The organism is Microtetraspora malaysiensis (assembly GCF_050947145.1).
Classification (GTDB): Bacteria; Actinomycetota; Actinomycetes; order Streptosporangiales; family Streptosporangiaceae; genus Microtetraspora_A; species Microtetraspora_A malaysiensis.
In genome coordinates this window covers 8,971,608-8,988,589 of sequence record NZ_CP191998.1, presented here as the reverse complement: position 1 = coordinate 8,988,589, position 16,982 = coordinate 8,971,608, and the positions used below count along the sequence as shown (strand labels likewise).

Annotated in this window: 14 protein-coding genes; 5 read left to right on the top strand and 9 right to left on the bottom strand. The window is 69.5% G+C overall.

The genetic code is table 11. From position 1 onward, the window contains the following. Nucleotides 1-14: 14 nt before the first annotated feature. The gene (locus tag ACQP1V_RS41840; RefSeq protein ID WP_067137768.1) at nt 15-413 is read right to left on the bottom strand and encodes a roadblock/LC7 domain-containing protein; all 399 of its coding nucleotides are present in this window, start codon (nt 411-413) and stop codon (nt 15-17) included. Then, entirely contained in the window at nt 410-2,857 is a 2,448-nt protein-coding gene (locus tag ACQP1V_RS41835) for a nitrate- and nitrite sensing domain-containing protein (RefSeq protein ID WP_433417119.1), read from the bottom strand. Before ACQP1V_RS41835 ends, ACQP1V_RS41840 begins: the two co-directional genes overlap by 4 nt. Before the next feature lie 186 nt (nt 2,858-3,043). Here ACQP1V_RS41835 and ACQP1V_RS41830 point away from each other — a divergent pair, with 186 nt between their 5' ends. Further along, the gene (locus ACQP1V_RS41830) at nt 3,044-3,859 is read left to right on the top strand and encodes an SDR family NAD(P)-dependent oxidoreductase (protein WP_433417116.1); all 816 of its coding nucleotides are present in this window, start codon (nt 3,044-3,046) and stop codon (nt 3,857-3,859) included. A gap of 565 nt (nt 3,860-4,424) precedes the next feature. Here ACQP1V_RS41830 and ACQP1V_RS41825 read toward each other — a convergent pair. Further along, the gene (locus ACQP1V_RS41825; RefSeq protein WP_387414133.1) at nt 4,425-4,571 is read right to left on the bottom strand and encodes a hypothetical protein; all 147 of its coding nucleotides are present in this window, start codon (nt 4,569-4,571) and stop codon (nt 4,425-4,427) included. A gap of 75 nt (nt 4,572-4,646) precedes the next feature. Here ACQP1V_RS41825 and ACQP1V_RS41820 point away from each other — a divergent pair, with 75 nt between their 5' ends. Further along, nucleotides 4,647-4,826, top strand: a complete 180-nt coding sequence (locus tag ACQP1V_RS41820) for a hypothetical protein (RefSeq protein ID WP_387414135.1) — start codon at nt 4,647-4,649, stop codon at nt 4,824-4,826. 31 nt (nt 4,827-4,857) lie between these two features. After that, a complete protein-coding gene (locus tag ACQP1V_RS41815; protein WP_433417112.1) occupies nt 4,858-6,309 on the top strand; it encodes a flotillin family protein in 1,452 nt (483 codons plus the stop codon). A gap of 62 nt (nt 6,310-6,371) precedes the next feature. Here the strand turns inward: ACQP1V_RS41815 and ACQP1V_RS41810 are convergent, their stop codons facing one another. Together ACQP1V_RS41810 and ACQP1V_RS41805 are read right to left on the bottom strand one after the other, a co-directional pair. Then, a complete protein-coding gene (locus ACQP1V_RS41810; protein WP_433417109.1) occupies nt 6,372-7,505 on the bottom strand; it encodes an AAA family ATPase in 1,134 nt (377 codons plus the stop codon). 415 nt (nt 7,506-7,920) lie between these two features. After that, complete coding sequence (locus tag ACQP1V_RS41805; protein WP_387418318.1) at nt 7,921-8,883, bottom strand: ankyrin repeat domain-containing protein; 963 nt, start codon at nt 8,881-8,883, stop codon at nt 7,921-7,923. A 103-nt stretch (nt 8,884-8,986) separates the two neighbouring features. Here ACQP1V_RS41805 and ACQP1V_RS41800 point away from each other — a divergent pair, with 103 nt between their 5' ends. Further along, nucleotides 8,987-9,880, top strand: coding sequence for an RNA polymerase sigma factor (locus ACQP1V_RS41800; protein ID WP_433417106.1), 894 nt, complete (start codon nt 8,987-8,989; stop codon nt 9,878-9,880). Between the two features lie 176 nt (nt 9,881-10,056). On the opposite strand, the gene ACQP1V_RS41795 is transcribed toward ACQP1V_RS41800, so the two are convergent. The 4 genes from ACQP1V_RS41795 to wecB all read right to left on the bottom strand — a co-directional run bounded on the left by ACQP1V_RS41795 (nt 10,057) and on the right by wecB (nt 15,245). Beyond that, a complete protein-coding gene (locus ACQP1V_RS41795) occupies nt 10,057-10,284 on the bottom strand; it encodes a helix-turn-helix domain-containing protein (RefSeq protein ID WP_433417104.1) in 228 nt (75 codons plus the stop codon). A 108-nt stretch (nt 10,285-10,392) separates the two neighbouring features. Further along, nucleotides 10,393-11,958: an MDR family MFS transporter gene (locus ACQP1V_RS41790; protein ID WP_433417101.1), complete on the bottom strand. Its 1,566-nt coding sequence runs from the start codon at nt 11,956-11,958 to the stop codon at nt 10,393-10,395. A gap of 81 nt (nt 11,959-12,039) precedes the next feature. Beyond that, complete coding sequence (locus ACQP1V_RS41785; RefSeq protein WP_433417099.1) at nt 12,040-14,103, bottom strand: glycosyltransferase family protein; 2,064 nt, start codon at nt 14,101-14,103, stop codon at nt 12,040-12,042. A 14-nt stretch (nt 14,104-14,117) separates the two neighbouring features. Further along, a complete protein-coding gene (wecB, locus tag ACQP1V_RS41780; protein ID WP_433417096.1) occupies nt 14,118-15,245 on the bottom strand; it encodes a non-hydrolyzing UDP-N-acetylglucosamine 2-epimerase in 1,128 nt (375 codons plus the stop codon). A 135-nt stretch (nt 15,246-15,380) separates the two neighbouring features. On the opposite strand from wecB, the gene ACQP1V_RS41775 reads away from it, so the two are divergent. Beyond that, nucleotides 15,381-16,961, top strand: coding sequence for a glycosyltransferase family 4 protein (locus tag ACQP1V_RS41775; protein WP_387418324.1), 1,581 nt, complete (start codon nt 15,381-15,383; stop codon nt 16,959-16,961). Nucleotides 16,962-16,982: the final 21 nt, after the last annotated feature.

The following is a 16,982-nucleotide window of genomic DNA, read 5'->3' as shown; positions in this document are numbered from 1 at the left end:
CTCGGGGGCCCTCGTTATCGGCGGGGGTTGGTCGAGATGTGCTGGCCGACCCGCTTGACGAGCATGGCCATCTCGTACGCGATGTGGCCGACGTCCGCGTCGGAGGCGGCCAGCACGGCGAGGCAGGTGCCCTGCCCCGCGGCGGTCACGAACAGGTACGCCGACTCCATCTCGACGATGGTCTGCCGCACCTCGCCGCCGCCGAAGTGGCGGCCCGCGCCGCGCGCCAGGCTCTGGAAGCCCGCGGCGACGGCGGACAGGTGCTCGGAGTCCTCACGGCTGAGTCCCTGGGAGGCCCCGACGACGAGGCCGTCCGTCGACAGGATCACCGCCTGGCGGACGGCGGCGACCCTGCTGATGAGATCGTCCAGGAGCCAGTTCAGTTCGCCGGCCGATGTCACTTTGCTGGTCATTCGTCACCCTTCTCGCCATGCGTGTTTCCGGAATTGTCGTCCGCGTCCTCCCGGCCGCGTCGCGCGCCCATCTGGAAGGCCGAGAACGTCGCCCTGACCTGCTCCGGCGAGCGTTCCTCGGGCTCCGGCTGGACGGGCGCCGACAGCGGCTGGGACGTCTCGCGGAGCTGGGGGGCGATGTTGGCCTGCCGTACACGCCGGGGGAGGCCGGCGTGCGTGCCGTCCGCACCGGACCGGCGGCTCGGCAGGCTCGAGTTCTTGGGCCCACCGGGCTGCGCCGGGTCCTTGGCTCGGCTCGGCAGGTTCGTGCCCCTGGTCCGGGTCGGGAGCCCCGTCTCCGAGCCGTTCTGGACGATGCTGAGGTTGCGCACCCGGGTCTCCTCCGGGGCGCCCTCGCGCGTCGCGGCCGGCACGGGGTCGGCGCGCCGCGTCGCCGGCGTGAAGAACGGCGACCGCTCCGCGTCGCCGGGGGTCGGCGCCAGTGTCGGCGTCGGGGCCGGAAGGGGCGAGGAGCCGCCGCTCACGATGTCGGCCGCCGTCATCGCCCCGGTGACCGGAGCCGGCGTCACCGTGCCCGAGATGACGTCGCCGTCCGGCGCCGCCGAGCCGGTGATGGCCTGGGGAGTGCCGTCCTTGGCCACCAGGTCGCGCGGGACGAGGATGATCGCCGTCGTGCCGCCGTACGGCGAGGCGCGCAGCACGACGCTGATCCCGTAGCGGGTGGCGAGCCGGCTGACCACGAACAGGCCGAGCCGGTCGCTGTCGGCCAGGTCGAACTCCGGCGGCGTGGCCAGCCGCTCGTTGATGACGCCGTACTCCTCGGGCGACAGACCGAGACCTCGGTCCTCGACCTCGATCACCATGCCGTTCGCCACCAGCTCGCCGCGCACCTGCACCCGGGTCTGCGGCGGCGAGAAGATCGTCGCGTTCTCCAGGAGCTCCGCGATCAGGTGGATGAGGTCGGTGACCGCCGACCCCACCAGCGACGCGTTCGGCATCGGCAGCAGGGTGATGCGGGTGTAGTCCTCCACCTCGGCGATCGCGGCGCGTACGACGTCGACCACGGCGACCGGCTTGCGCCACGCCCGGCCCGGCGTCGCGCCGGAGAGGATGATCAGGCCCTCGGCGTGCCGGCGCATGCGCGTGGTGAGGTGGTCGAGCCGGAACAGGTCCTCCAGGCTCTCCGGGTCGCTGGCCCGCCGCTGCATCGAGTCCAGCATCGTGAGCTGGCGGTGCAGCAGGCCCTGCTTGCGCCGGGCCAGGTTGAGGAAGACCTGGTTGACGCCACGCCGGAGTGCGGCCTGGCCGACCGCCGCCTCGACCGCGGTGCGCTGCACCGAGCTGAAGGCATGCGCCAGGTCCTCGACCTCGCTGGAGCCGTGCGCCTGGATCGGCGGCACCTCGGCGTCGACGTCGACGTCCTCGCCCTTGCGCAGCCGCTCGACCACGTTCGGCAGGCGGACGTCGGCGAGTTCCAGGGCGGCGTGCTGCAGCCCGGCGAGATCACGCGCCAGGCGGCGGCCGAACCTGACCGAGAAGATGATGGTCGCGATCACCGCGATCAGGCCGACGCCGCCGGCGACCGCGATGCGGATCATGATGGTGCCGGCGACCGAGGTGGACCGCTCGTTCAGCGCGGCGGACGCCTCGATCCGCGCCTTGTCCAGCGCGCTGAACAGCGCGTTCGTGGTGCCCTTCCACTGGCGGGCGTCGGTCGGGAGCGGGCCGCCGGAGCGCACCTGGTCCACGATCCGGTCCTCGAGCCCGCTGAACTTGCTGAACAGATCGGAGGTGAGCACCTTCTCGTACGGCTCGCGCATGCCGTCCCGCAGGACGGGGCGGTTCGTCTGGTACAGGAAGCGGCGGGTCGCCACCCACTCGCTGAAGGCGTTGTGCTCCTGCTGGCTCATCTGGCCCCGCGAGAGCGCGCCGCGGATCAGGGCGTCCTCTCGCGCGGTCATCTCGTACGCGACACCCATGGCCTGCATCGCCTGGCCCTGCTCGTGGACGCCGAGGTCGGGGAGGGAGACGAGCCGCGAGTAGACGTCGAACAGGTCGTCCATCAGCTCGTTGTACGCGGTGAGCGCGTCGAGGCGGGTGTACTTGCCGAGCGCCACGGACTCGCGGATGGAGGTGAGCCGGCCGAGGCCCTTGACCAGCGTGTCGACGGGGGTGACCACGTCCTCGCCCATCGACGCGCGGGCGTCCTCGCTCTTGGCGGCCTTGGTGAACTTGTCCACCGAGTCGTTGGTCTTCTGCTGCTGGATGCTCAACGCGGTGGATGCGGTCTGCCCGGAGCTCAGCGCGTCGGCGGCGAGGGCACGCTCGGCCTGGACCTGGAGGCCGAGGTCGGTGGAGGCCACGCCGATCGAGTCGTACAGCGCGCCGGCCCGCACGAGGGCCAGGCCGTCGCCGACGGTGAGATTAAGGACAAACCCCCACAAAGCACTCAGTGTGAGCAGCGGTAGGAGCAGCAATAAGAAGATCTTGAACCGAATCGACCGGTTTCTCGAACCCATGGCCACTCCTGCAGTGCGTGGAGGTCGCGCCGCATTTATGGGGAAATGCACCTCCGGAAGATCGCACAGGAGACTAGCACCGATACAGTTCCGGCGCATTGGAGGGACCTGATGAATACTGTCATTACCGGGGCAAGCGACGGAATTGGTGCATCGGCTGCGCTGCAGCTCGCGCGCATGGGACACCGCCTCGTCCTCGTGGGCCGGACCGCGTCCAAGCTGGCGGCGGTCGCGGACCAGGTTGCCGAGGTCACGGGCGACCGGCCGGCCACGCTGACCGCGGACTTCACCTCGTTCGACGACGTCCGGCGGCTGGCCGGTCAGCTTTTGGAGCGCTCCGAGAGCATCGACGTCCTGGTCAACAACGCCGGAGTGATGTCCACGGAGCGGCAGCGCACGGCGGACGGGCACGAGCTGATGATCCAGGTGAACCACCTGTCGCCGTTCTTGCTGACGAACCTGCTGCTGGACCGGATCAGGGAGTCCTCCGGCAGGGTGGTCACCACCTGTTCGCGTGCCGCGAAGACCGGGCGCCTCGACCCCGCCGACCTCTCGCGGGAGCGCCGCCGGTGGAGCGGATGGCTCCAGTACGGCGACTCCAAGCAGGCGAACGCCCTTTTCACGGTCTCGCTCGCCGAGCGGGGGATCGCGGCCACCTGCGCGCATCCCGGTGTCATCCGCACCGGGTTCGCGCCGGGGACCTTCTTCATGAAGTTGGTGCTCCATGTGCCGGGGGTGGGGGAACCGGTCGAGGCGGGGGCCGCCAGGCTCGTCCATCTCGCCGCCCATCAGGACGGTGTGGATCATCCGGGCCGGTACTTCGCCGGGAACGCGCCCGTGGAGGCGCCCCGCCAGATGTCCGATCCGACGTTGGCTGCCGACCTCTGGACCGCCAGCCTCGCCGCCACCGGCCTCCCCGCGTCCTGACCGCCCGTCCCGGGTTGGTGGGGGACGGCCATTCCCGTGGGCCGGCGGCGTCCGCGCCGCCGGACCCTCGGGGACGGCCGCACCGTGGTCCGCGTCGTGAACATCTCTCGGGGCTGGGCCATGACAGCGGCGAAGGCCGCGACCGGACCGGGTGCGGAGGATCGGTCGGCGGCGGAGGCCGGCGTGAGGGGCGATCGCATGGGTCCCAGGGGCGGCGCCCCTGGAAAGCGGCGATCGGCCGACCCGGGCGCTCCGGCGGTGTACGTCCGACACGTCGGGGGGCGCGGTCCGGTCGCGCGGCGACCCGCGAGAGGCATGCGGGGGACGCGCGGCGGGCGACATGACGGCGACGGGCACAGGTAAGGAGCCGGACCCCGGTGCGCGGGTGGCCTACGGGGGGCGATGTAATAGCGAGCGGCGACGTCGTGGTTCCGCATTCACGGAATCCCGGCCGAATGGGAAAGTCGCTTTTCCGGCACGCGTTCCTGAAAACGCAGTCGAGTACGTCCGGTGAAATCGCCGGAAATAATGCACCGATGAGTCAAGAATTTTCGGAACATGACGTTCATGTCTCGATTTCCGGCCAGGTGTTGCGGCATCGGAACGTTTCGCGCAAGGTGTTCGTTGTCCGGGTCGACGGCACGTCGGCGCGGGTGGCGAACGTCGTCCGGGCGACCGTCAGGGGAGTATCGCCCATGATGACGTAGCGCACGTGATCGGGGTAACGTGCGCGTTCGCGGTGAAGTGAAAGACGACGGGGTGAGCAGTGGTCGGCAGGCAGGGCAGGGTGACGGGCAAGATTGGCCCGGGCCTTGTTGGTGAAGTGATGGTGCCGATCCGCGGGGGCGTCGAGGCGTTCTACGCGCATCCGAACCTTCCGGACGAGGAGATCCCGGTCGGGTCGCTCGTCGTCATTGTCGAGTATTCGCCGCCGCGTACGGTCTACGTCACGCGTGCGATCGCCTGACTCCCTGTTCCCCCCGGAAGTGGAGGCGTAGATGTCCACGGAATTCCTAGTTATCGGCGGCGCGATCGTCGTCGCGCTCATCGTCATCATCCTGTTGTTCAAGGCCATCTGGCGGGTCGCGGAGCCCAACGAGGCATTGATCATTTCTGGCCTCGGTGCCCACACGAAGAACGAACTCGCCGACAGCCTCGGTTTCAAGATCGTCACCGGTAAGGGAACCGCTGTGATCCCGGGGTTCCAGACCGCTCGCCGGATGCGCCTCGACAGCCGGGCGACCAACCTCCAGGTGTCCTGTGTGACCCAGCAGGGCATCCCCGTCCAGGTGCGCGGCGTGGTGATCTACAAGGTCGGTGACGACTTCACCAGCATCGCCAACGCCGCCCGGCGCTTCCTCGACCAGCAGGACTCGATGAACGGCGCGATCCACGAGCTGTTCACCGGCCACCTGCGCTCGATCACCGGCAACCTGACCGTCGAGGACCTCATCCTCAACCGCGAGCGGCTCACCAGCGAGACGCGCAGTTCGGCCGCCGACGAGATGAGCAAGCTGGGCCTGGTCGTCGACTCGCTGCAGATCCAGGAGATCGACGACGAGACCGGCTACATCGTCAACCTGGGCAAGCCGCACGCCGCCAAGATCGCCGCGTCGGCCCGCATCGCGGAGGCGCAGCGCGACCAGGAGGCCACCGAGGCCGAGCAGGTGGCCGCCGCGAGGAAGGCCGCCGCAGTCCGCGAGTCCCAGATCCAGCAGGCCGGTTACCAGGCCGAGGTGGACCAGGCTGCGGCGAAGGCCCGGCAGGCCGGCCCGCTTTCGGAGGCCACCGCCCGCCAGGAGGTCGTCGTCCAGGAGACCAGGGCGGCCGAGCTTGAGGCCCAGCTCTCCGAGCAGCGGCTCCAGTCCCAGGTGCGCAAGCCCGCCGACGCCAAGGCGTACGAGACCGTGACGCTGTCGCAGGCCGAGCGTGACGCCCGCATCGCGCAGGCCGAGGCCGAGGCGCGCGAGACGGAGCTCCGCGCCGCCGCCCAGGCGTCCCAGGTCAAGCAGGCCGCGGCGGCCGACGCCGAGTCCGTGCGACTCCGTGGAGAGGCCGCGGCGGCGGCGACCAAGGCGACCGGTGTCGCCGAGGCCGACGCGGCCAAGGCCAAGGGTCTGGCCCAGGCTGAGGCGGCCAAGGCGAAGGGTCTGGCCGAGGCCGAGGCGATCCGCGCCAGGTCCCAGGCGCTGGCCGAGAACCAGGAGGCCGTCATCGCCCAGCAGCTCGCCGAGAACTGGCCGCAGATCGTCGAGGCCGGGGCCAAGGCGTTCGGCAACGTGGACCACATGGTCGTGCTGAACGGCGCCCAGGGCATCGAGGAGATGCTCGCCAAGGCCCTCACGCTCGGCGGCACCGGTCTGGGCCTGGCCCGCACCCTGCTCTCCGGCGGCACGCCGGCCGGTCTCAACGGCTCGGAGCCCGATTCCAAGAAGGCCGTCGACTCCTGACGGCACGCGTTCACTGAAGGTGCGCGTTCGTCCCCGCCACCAGCGCGGGGACGGACGTCGCTTCAGCCGGAAGGGCCGCCGTAGAGGTCGTCGAGATCCAGCAGGTGTACATCATCTCTGCGGCTCGCTTCTGCGATGAGGTCCGCTGCGAATCCGGACTCACTGAAGATCGTGTACTGTGCGGCCGCGACGTCGATCTTGGTGACGGAGCGCATACGCTCCCTGAGCTTCTCCAGTCGCCGCAGGTCGTGTCCACTGCGCGGCTCCGCGGTGCATTTGGCCTCGCCCAGCAGTCGGACGCTGATCCGATCTCCGCGTGGAGAGGAGTCAGGGTCCAGCATCACCACGTCGACCTGATGGCCGCGTTGCCCGTCAGCTCCTGAGCTGATCGTCGTCTGGCCGACCTCGCCAGGCTCGGCGAAGCCCAGCCTGGCCCACCCTTGATCGGCGAGCCAGTCTCTGACGAGGTCCGCGAAATGCGGGCCGAGGATGGCGTCGCGGCCCAAGGCGGCGGCGATCTTGCCGGGCTTGGTCACGCCTTGGGCGATCTGCCGGAGGACTCCCTGATAGAGCGCTCGGTGGGTGATCCGCGGATCCTCCCGCAGCAGTCGATCATGCTCTTGGAAGAGCATGGACGCGGGGTTCAGCACGGTCGCCAGTACCCATTCGTCCAGATCGCCTGGAGCGTGGAATCCCGAGCTGGGGTGAACGGCTTCGGACAGCATCCGATAGCCGGGGACTCCCCCCACGATGGCATGCAACCGCAGGGCCGTCGGGCGATGTGTGGCGTTCCAGTATCGGGCCGCGACGCGGTGGTCGGAGGGCCGAATGAGCTTGCTGAGTGCGGCTCGTTCGTACAACGGCTTGTCGCCGGAAAGCAGGTTGGCCATAAGGGAGAAGGCCGAACCGCACAGCACGATGCGGACGGTTCCGCGCCGCTCCCGCTTGTAGCGATCGAAGGCGTTCTGGATGTAGGACGACAAGGCGGGTGTTCCGGCGAGCAGGTATGAGTGCTCGTCGATCACCATGAGCGCCGGTTCGCCGGTCTCCATAGAACGTCGAGTCAGCTGCTCCATGGCGGTTTCGATTCCGGACTTCCAGTCCTCGAACTTCAGCGGTACCGCCAGATCCAGCCAGTCCGCCACGGAAGCGGCGAAGCTGTCCAGCGCTGTGCGCGGGTCATCCTCCGCGGCCACGTGATAAAGCCCGCCGTACCGCCTGGTCAGATGATCGAGAAGGAAGCTTGGTCTGCTTCTCCATCGCATCTAACTCCACTTCGACGAAATGGGTCTAGATGAGTTGAGTCACTAACCGGAGGCAGGGGAGGCTTGGCGCAGACGGGCGTGAACTCGGCTCAATGGGCCTCGGAGCCGGTCACGTTGCCGGTTTCGGCGCGGACACGGGGCATGAGCAGCTTCGCGCCGCGGCGGCCGACGCCGAGTCCGTGCGGTTCCGCGGAAGAGGCCACGCCGGCGGCACTCCGGCGGGACTCAACGGCTCCGAGCCCAAGAACACCGTCGACACCGCCTATCTGACACGGGCGGCGCGTGCCCGCCGTCCGGGCGGGCACGCGCCCCATCGCGTACGGCCATCCGCCGGTTTCGCGGGTGGTCAACGCCAGTAGTCGCCGGGAAGCCGCACCCACATGTCCGGATTGCCGGTGAACGCTCGGGCGTCGGGTAGCCGCAGGCCGGCTCTCGCGCAGCAGTAGGCGACGGCGTGCCCCTGGTAGAGAAACGTCGTGAGGATCTCCAGGGCCGACATGCCGGAGTCCACGCTTCCGCCGCCGGGGTGGGTGTCCCAGTCTTCGGTCACGCCGTCGCGGAAGACGCCTCCCTGGTTGCCGCTCTTGGGGTTGGCGAACATGGAATAGCAGACGGTGCCCGTGGACAGCCGCTCACCGACACCGGGGGCGGACAGGGCGTAGCCGCACATCTGGCTCAGTACGCAGCCGCCGGGAACGTCGGTGATCCCGGCGAGGGCCAGCGACGCGTCCATGTCCGCGAAGGGATCTTCCATGATCTCCTCGACCTCGGCCTCGTTGGCGGGCACGGCCGCGAGGCGGCGCGCCGCCTCGGCCGCGTCGATCCCGGCCACGCAGGCCAGGCTCATGCCGTCGTCGTCCCAGCTTCCCAGGCTTGTGATCAGCCGCCGGGCCTCGGCCACCGCAGCGGTCTCCTCGGCGGACAGGCCGACACCGCCCGGCGGTGTGCCGAACAGGCCGGGGTGGCGGGTGACCAGGCTGAGCCGTCCGGGGGACCAGCCGGACATCATGGGCCGCCACGGGTCGGCCCCGGCCGAGACGAGGGCACGAGCGTTGCCCGGACGGTTCTCGAAGACGGCGTCCCACAGCGCCGTGCGGCCGTCGGACTCGGCGTCGACGTCGGTGACCCGCCGGGCCAGCTCAGCCACCACCTCGGGCGAGCCCTCCCTTGCCGCCGTCTGCAGCGCCGACTCCCAGACGTGAGGGCCGGAGTCGGGGTCCGCCCCGGCGTCGAGCCGGGCGCGGATCACGTCGAGCTTCGTCCAGTCCTGACAGTCGATGCCGGACCATCCGGACGATGAAAGGTCCATGACACTCCTCGGGGGAACGTGACGATCATGTCCCGCCCGATCATGGCGTACGAGTCCGACAGAACCCGGCTGCCTTGATGGCCCGGTCGTACGTTGTGCGGGCGTGTCGGCGGGCGCCGACCTGATCGGACGCGCCCGAAGATCCTTTGGTTCGGTGAGAAATGACGGCCTCGCTCCGCACATAGCGAGGATGTCCGCACGCAACGTGCTGGCCAACCACCGCCGCGGCGAGGTCCGTCGTCAGGCACGCAGCGTCGAGCTCGACGCCGAGATGGTCGATCTCTACGGAGCCGCTCCCGACAACGGAGTCGAGCTGACGGCCATCGGCGAGGTCTTCCGGAGCCTGCCGGACGACGACCGTGAACTGTTGTCGCTGGTCGCTTGGGAGGGGCTGGACCGCCGGCAGATCGCCACCGCGCTCGGTGTGTCGCGCAACGCCGTACGCATCAGGCTCCATCGCGCCCGGCCTTTACTCCGTCCCGGAGAACATCCCGGTGAGAGGGACGGCTGGCAGATGCGGATCGACACCAAACTCTTCAAGCCGGACCAGACCTTCGTCTGGACCATCGCCGACCTGCCCGGCGGGGGGGAGCAGCACGAGCAGCATTCTCATGAACGACCCGGTGGCGCCCTGCGTGCTCGTGCCCGACGACACCCCCAAGATGAAGGAGGTCGACTCGACGTCCCGCCGGGCGACCAAGAAGGGCGGCTCGCTCGCCGGGTTCCGGGTGGGCGAGAAGACCGTGGGCGAGGTCCTGCCGGAGATCGAGAAGCGCGGGTTGAAGGCCACCTATCTGGTCATGGCCATCCCTCCGGGCAACCCGGGCGGCTTCGGGAACTGCGCAGGCAGGACACTCCGGTCGGCGACGACTGGATCGTCTGGGAGGCGGAAGAAGAGAAGGGCGTTCCAGGGAAGGTCATCCTGCTCGTCACCGACAAGCGCTACGACAGGAACCCGGTCTACAACGGGCTGCGCGACAACGTCATCCACGATTAAGTCGCGGCCCTTCGCAGTGGCCGAGGCCGAGGCGATCCGCGCCGGGTCCGAGGCGCTGGCCGAGAACCAGGAGGCCCGTCATCGCCCAGCAGCTCGCCGAGAACTGGCCGCAGATCGTCGAGGCCGGGGCCAAGGCGTTCGGCAACGTGTGGTCTGGACGCCCCAACGAGCACAAGTCATTCTGGCCGTCGCCGGTAGCTGGTCGGGCGGCCCCGACCACCGAGCTGCTCGACAAGGCCCTGCCCGCGCAGCTCGCGAAGAGCTTTGCGGATGTTCGGGGCAGACAGGTCCAGGACGTGCTGGAGTTCGGCCACGGAACGAGCTCCAGCGGCCAACGCGTCGTAGATGCGCAGCTCGGTCTCGTTGAGATCAGCCGCCGGTCTGTCGGCGATGCCACGATGCATGACTACGGTGAAGCGGATTCCAGCGTCTCAAATGTAACCACGCTCCAGTTGTATTTGCGTGGGTTCTGGTTACATTTCCCGGGTCGTGCCTGGCCGGCGCGGGCCGGCTCAGTGGGCCTCGGAGCCGGCCGCGGTGCCGGTGCCGGTCTCGGCGCGGACACGGGGCATGAGCAGCACCGCGCCCACGATGAGCACGGCCACGACGAGCGCCGTGAGGAAGGCGTTGTGGACGGCGTCGTTGAGCGCTCCGCGGACGAAGGCCGTCACGGCCGAGCTCACACCGTCCGCACCTCCCGCGCCCTGCCCGGTCAGCACGTCGCTCGTGGCGTCGACGCTCTTCGGCAGGTGGTCACCGCCGACCGAGGCCGGGGGGTGGGCGAAGCGGTCCGACAGCGTCGCGTTGGAGACCGCGCCCAGGACGGCGGCCCCGACGGTGCTGCCGATGGAGCGGAAGAACATGTTGGTCGCCGTGACCACACCGCGGCGCTCCCACCCGACGACGGACTGCACGGCGACCATCGTCGGGCTCGACGTGAGCCCCAGGCCGACGCCGGCGATCAGGCACGCGGTCGCGACCTGCCAGATGTGTGACTCCCGGCCGAGCACGGCGCACAGTACGGCCCCGGCCACGGTGACCGCGGCGCCGATCAGCGCGGTGTCGCGGAAGCCGATGCGCATGTAGATGCGGCCGGAGACCGCCGCGGCGAGGGGCCAGCCGATGCTGAGCGCGGCCAGGGTGAAACCCGCCACCAGGGCGCCGGTGCCGAGCACGCCCTGCGCGTACGTGGGCACATAGGAGCTCAGGCCGATGGTGAGTGTGCCGATCCCCAGCGCGGCGAGGTTGGCGCCGGTCAGCACACGGTGGCGGAACACCCACAGCGGCAGGATGGGCTCGACCGCACGGCGTTCCACGAACACGAACGCGATCAGCATGGCGGCGCCGCCCGTGAAGATGACCAGGCTGACCGGCGACCCCCAGCTCCAGGCGACCCCTCCTTCGAGCAGGCCGAGGATGAGCAGGGAGGAACCGGCGGTGAGCAGCACGGCGCCCAGGTAGTCGATCCGGTGTGAGCCGCGGGCCACCTTCTCCTTGAACCGCCGGGCCAGCGTCCAGGCGGCCACGGCCCCGAGCGGCAGGTTGATGAAGAAGATCCACCGCCAGGACACGTACTCGGAGAAGATGCCGCCCAGGGTGGGTCCGACGACGGCCGAGACGCCCCAGACGCTGGCGAGGTAGCCCTGCACCCGGGCACGTTCCTCCACCGAGTACAGGTCGCCGACCAGGGTGATGCTGATCGGCTGGACGGCCCCGGCGCCGATGCCCTGGATCGCACGGAAGAGGATGAGCGCCGGCATGCTCCAGGCGACGCCGCACAGCACGGAACCGAGGAGGAATGCGGCGATGCCGAAGAACATCACCGGCTTGCGCCCGAAGACGTCCGCGAGCTTGCCGTAGATGGGCACGGTCACGGCCTGCGTGAGCAGGTAGATCGAGAACAGCCACGGAAACTGCGAGAACCCGCCGAGGTCGCCGACGACGGACGGCACCGCCGTCGCGATGATCGTGCTGTCCAGGGCCACGAGACCGGTGCACAGCATGATGGCGGCGAGCACCGGGCCACGCTCGGACCTGAACCCGATGCCGTCCTGTTTCTCGCCTGTCTTCGTGTCCACGTGGCCAAGCTCCCCTGGGCATGCCGCCATTACGGGAGTGGCCAACCGCTGGCCACTCCCGTACATTCCGCGGAACGAGATCTAGATCAGGACGTGCTGCTCCGGGTTGCCGGCGAAGCAGAACTGGGCGTTGCGGGTGAGCTTGTAGTCCGGCGCCTGCCAGGTGTGCGCGGTGGCGTCGGACCCGCGCATGTAGACGAAGTTGAAGCGGTCCGCGGAGTAGATGCGGACGCCCTCCTCCTTGCAGCGCCGGACGAGCCGGGTGTCCTCGCCCGCGTTGACCGGCTCGAACAGCATCGACCGGAGCATGTCGGCCTTGGCGACGATCGTCGCGCCCTGGATCAGGTGGGCGTAACGGTTCTCCAGGCCGGGCAGGCGGAACACGGTGACGTTCTGGTCGGGGAAGTACGTGTAGTGCGCGCCCTTGCCCACCATCTCGGCGTCCGCGTAGTCGAACGCCCGCAGCAGGTCGGACAGGTAGTGCTCGCCGTAGATGTTGTCGTCGTCCATCTTGGCGATCAGCTCGCCGTCCGCGTGCGCGATGCCGTGGTTGAGCACCTCGCCGAGCGTCCACGCCGGGTCGGCGGTCAGCACCTTCACTCCGGGGATGCCCGCGGCGAGGGCCTTGTCGCGGACCACGCCGGGGTCCTCGGAGAGGCCGTGCAGCACGAGGATCAGCTCGATGTTGCGGTGCCGCTGCCGGGCGACCTGCGCGATGGCGTGTTCGAGCTGTCCGGCCCGGTTGGTGGGCAGCACCACCGAGACCGAACGCGACCGGGACGTCACGGGGCGGCCGAGGTCGGTGAGGATCTGGTCGACCCGGTGCGAGAAGAGGTGCTTGTCGAACACCTCACGCATCGCCAGGTGCGCCTGCCGGGCGCGCAGCTCGGGGCTGTTGATGAAGTACAGCGCCCGGTTGTACGCCTCCTCCTGCGAGTGGGCGATCGGGATCAACGAGCCGAACGTCTCCTCGATGGCCCGCGACCAGCCGGAGAGCACGGTGGTCGCGCAGGCCGACAGCTCGAAGACGCGCCGTGCGCACATCGTCGGCGAGTCGATCACCGAGTTCACGTTAAGGAAGACCTTGTACATCTTGTACGCGGCCAGCATCTGCTCGTACGGCAGCTCGCCCACGATGTGGGGGCGGTACTCCGCCGGCCAGGCGTACTTGTCGTCCACGGTGCCGTTGCGGGCGAAGATGTGCAGGCCCAGCTCGCGAGCGGGGGCGAGCAGCGTCTCCATCTGCTCGCGCCGCTCGGGGTGCTTGTCGCGGAAGTACATGCCGCCGAAGACGATGTCGTACGGCCGGCCCTGCTTGGTCTGGATGGGGTTGTGGATGCGCGGCTGGGCGGCGAACTGCAGCACGCCTACCCGATCATGCCCCAAGATCTCCTGATATTTCGGGATCATGTCGCCGTCGCACGTGTACACGTAGTCGAACAGCTTGGCCGTGTCGATGAAGAAGTCGAAGTTCGGCGGGTCCTCCTTGTTCCAGAAGACCGTGGGGATGCCCTCCGACTTGCACCAGGCGATGAGGTCGCGCAGCTCCTGCTTCGGAGCGTTCGTCCCGGTCATCTGGTAGCGCCAGCGGCCCTGGTTGCCGTGCCAGGCCGACTCGCAGAACAGCACGTCCGGACGGTTCTCGGCGAAGATCTCCGGCCAGTCCGCCAGCCCGAACTCGATCTGGTCCCACTCGTACTTGAACGCGAGCCGGGAGAAGTCGTCCAGGATGACGGCCACCTTGAGGTCGGGGCGCACCACCGGTCCGTCCGGCCACTTCAACGTGGGGATCTTGACCTCGGGGCCCTTGGCCTCGGCCAGCTCGACGGCCTCGGTCACGGGAATCGGCGCCTTGGGGCTCTTCCCGGCCTTCATGGCCTTGCTCAGGTCGCGCGGCAGCCGGGCGAACTTCGTCGGCTTCGTGGCGCCGGTCAACGCCTGCGCGACCCGGTACGGCCGCTGCGTCTGGGTGGCCTTCAGCTTCCAGATGGCGTAGTCGGCCCGCGCCTCCTGGATGGCGACCTTCTTCTCCAGCTCGCGGATCCGCTGCTCGTAGCGCTCGACGACCTTGCGCTCCTCCGGCAGCCAGTTCACCGGCCCCAGGCGCTGGAATTTCGGCTCATCGGAAGGGTTCTGGTCAGACATTAAGGCCTCCTGCTCTAGCTGACGCGTCCCTTGGCGGCGGGGGAGAGGTTGTCGCCGCGCAGCCAGGCGGCGATGACGCGGGCGATCCTGGGCCCGGCCGCGCCGTCCCACAGCGGCGGAAGCTCCCCGCTCGGGGTGCTGGAGCCGTCGGCGAGGGCCTTGTCGGCGGCGGCGGGCAGCCCCGCCGGGGTGACCAGGCGGTTGGTGCCGTGCGTGACGGTGACCGGCCGCTCGGTGTTCGGCCGCACGGTCAGGCAGGGGACGCCCAGCATGGTGGTCTCTTCCTGCACGCCGCCCGAGTCGGTCACGACGAGCGCGGCGCCGCGCACCAGTGAGAGGAAGTCCACATAGCCCAGCGGATCGACGATCGAGAGGTTCTCGCGGTTCACCAGCCCGGCGTCGGCCAGCCGCTGCCGGCCGCGCGGGTGCAGCGGCACCACGACCGGGACCCGCTCGGCGACCGCGAGCACCGCGTCGACCAGCTCACGCGCCGACTCCGGGTCGTCCACGTTCGCCGGGCGGTGCAGCGTCGCCACCGCGTACCTGCCGGGCACGCCGAGCCGTGCCTGCACCGGCGCCGGGTCGAGCTTGGGCAGCGCGGAGAAGAGACTGTCGATCATCGGGTTGCCGACGAGGTGCACCCGCTCGGGGTCGACGCCCTCGCGGGCGAGGTGCGAGAGGGCTTCCGGTGAGGTGGCGAACAGGATGTCGCTCAGCGCGTCGGTGACGACGCGGTTCACCTCCTCGGGCATCTCCCGGTCGAAGGAGCGCAGGCCCGCCTCCACGTGCGCGGTCGGCACGTGCAGCTTGGCGCAGACGAGGATCGCGGCCAGCGTCGAGTTCACATCGCCGTACACGACGACGAGCGAGGGGTGGTGTTCGAGCACCACGTCTTCGAGGCCGGTCAGCAGCGCGGCCGTCTGCCGCGCGTGCGACCCGGAGCCGACGCCCAGGTTGGCGATCGGCTCGGGCAGGCCGAGGTCGGCGAAGAACACGTCCGACATCAGCGCGTCGTAGTGCTGCCCGGTGTGAACGATGCCCTGCCGTACGCCGAGCTCGTCCAGCGCCCGGACGACCGGGGCGGCCTTGACGAAGTTGGGCCGGGCACCCAACACGTGCAGGACGAGGGGGTTGTCCCTCATTGACCTCGCCTTTCATGGTGGGACTGGGGCAAACGTTGCCTATGGTACGGTCACGCCGTGGTATCCGAGGCCAAGAAACCCTCCGTGGCAGCCAAGTCGGCAAGGGCCGGGATGGGCGGCCTACTCCGCGGTTTCGTGAAGAATCCGGTGGTCGTCTCCCGCATCGTGGCGAGCAAGGTGAAGTCCGATCCGATGCGGGTCGCACAGGCGGCGGCGGACGCGATGCCGCCCGCGGTGCGCCCCATCATCGGCAAAGTCGCCTGGCCCGCCGCCCGGTACGCCAAAGTCAAGGTGCGCAAGATCGTCCGCAGGATGGCCGACGGCCCCATGGAGGCGGCGAAGATCTACTTCGACGCCGGCCGGATGAGCGACGCCGTCAAGGTGCTCAGGCCGCACATGAGGTGGCCGTTCGTCCGCCGCAGGATCGCGTTCTACCAGGGCGAGATGGCCGCCATCGGTCCCAACCCGATCCCGCCGAAGCCTCAGGTGATCATGGGGACCCGGCACGAGGGCCGGATCCTCCACATGGTCACCAACGCCCTGCCGTACACGCAGGCGGGGTACACCGTGCGGACCCACCGCATCGTCACCGCGCAGCGCAAGGCCGGGCTCGACCCGCACGTCGTGACGAGCTGGGGCTGGCCGATGCTCCAGGGCCACACCGACGCCACGTCGTACGAGGAGATCGACGACATCCCCTACCACCGGCAGCTGCCCAGCGGGGGAGACCTGCCGTTCGAGACCCGCGGGCGGCTGATCCGCGGCGCCGCCCAGGTGACCGAGCTGGTCAGGAGGCTGCGCCCGCAGGTGTTGCACGCGGCCACCGACCACCGCAACGGCTCGGTCGCGCTCGCCGTACGCGAGCGGACGAGCACGCCGGTCGTCTACGAGGTGCGCGGCTTCCTTGAGGAGACCTGGGCCTCCAGGGACCCCAAGCGGGTGGGCACCGAGCGCCACATCATGCAGCGTGAGCGCGAGGCGTTCATCATGAACGAGGCGGACGCGGTCGTGACGCTGGCCGAGACCATGGCGGCCGAGATCGTCGAGCGCGGCGTGCCGCGCGAGCGGATCCACCTCGCGCCGAACGCGGTGGACGACTCGCTGCTGACCGCCGAGTACGACGGCGCGTCCTTCCGCAGGCAGTACGGCATCGGCGACAACGAGATCGTCATCGGCTCGGTGTCGAGCATCGTGGCCTACGAGGGGTTCGCCACGCTGCTGGACGCGGCGGCGCTGCTGCGGGACGCCGGCACGCCGGTCAGGGTCCTGCTGGTCGGCGACGGCGTCGAGCGGCCGAACCTGCTCCAGCAGGTCGAGCGGCTGCGCCTGCGCGACATCGCGATCCTGCCCGGCCGGGTGGGCCCGGACGAGGCGCTCCAGGCCCAGGCGGCGATCGACATCTTCACCTGCCCGCGTGAGGACCTCCGGGTCTGCCGACTTGTTACGCCATTGAAACCCGTCGAGGCGATGGCGCTCGGCAAGCCGGTCGTGCTGAGCGATCTGCCCGCGCTTTCCGAACTCGTCGGCGGCGATGGCGCCGGGATGCTGGTGAAGGCCGGAAACCCGCGCGCGCTCGCCGACGCGGTGGCCGCGCTGCGCGACGATCCGGAGCGCCGCCGCGAGATGGGCGAGGCCGGGAAGGCCGAGGTCGCCGCGAAACGCACATGGAGCAGTCTCGCCCGGACATACCGCGCGATCTACCAATCTTTGACCTGATGATGGAAATGACGGGGACTT